Genomic DNA, 544 nt, shown 5'->3' on the forward strand with positions numbered 1-544 from the left:
CACTGGCCGCAACATTTGCAAGTTCCGTGCAGACAATGAGTTCAACACCATGTCTATTACCAATTGGCTTGCTGGTGATGCTGCTGCTGGTCGCAATGCTATTGAAGCAGAGTTTACTGCTGCCCACAGCTCCTTCCAGAACGGCGGTGCTGAGAGACTCAACGGTGTTATCCAGCAAAAGGTCAAGGTTTTGCTCAACTCCTCCGGTGTTGACTCTAGCTACTGGAACTTTGCCTTTAACCATGCAGTCTTCTTGCACAACTATCTCCCAAGGGCAGGCGGCTCCTCCCCGTTTGAAAGTATCAGGGGCGTTGCTAAACCAGTCAAGGCTGAAGACCCATTTGGTTGCAGAGTGTTTGCAAAGAACTTCTTTGAGCATAACAAGTTAGTTAATCGCAGTCTCTCCGGCACATTCATTGGTTACCACAAGTCCACCAAGGTGGTGTTCATTCTCGAAGACAAGACCAATCGCATCCTCAGAACGTCTGCTTACAAGACCGTTGCCTCTGTGTTTCCAAAGAAGACTGGGCCTGCTGCTGTTGCT

1 protein-coding gene is annotated in these 544 nt (G+C 49.4%); it reads left to right on the plus strand.

All coding sequences use genetic code 11. The features are described 5' to 3' along the window. Nucleotides 1–49: 49 nt before the first annotated feature. The coding region (locus tag IE038_RS24215) for a hypothetical protein (RefSeq protein WP_189396442.1) at nucleotides 50–544 on the plus strand (495 nt) is incomplete at its 3' end.

This window comes from Pseudomonas laurentiana (assembly GCF_014648275.1).
Classification (GTDB): Bacteria; Pseudomonadota; Gammaproteobacteria; order Pseudomonadales; family Pseudomonadaceae; genus Aquipseudomonas; species Aquipseudomonas laurentiana.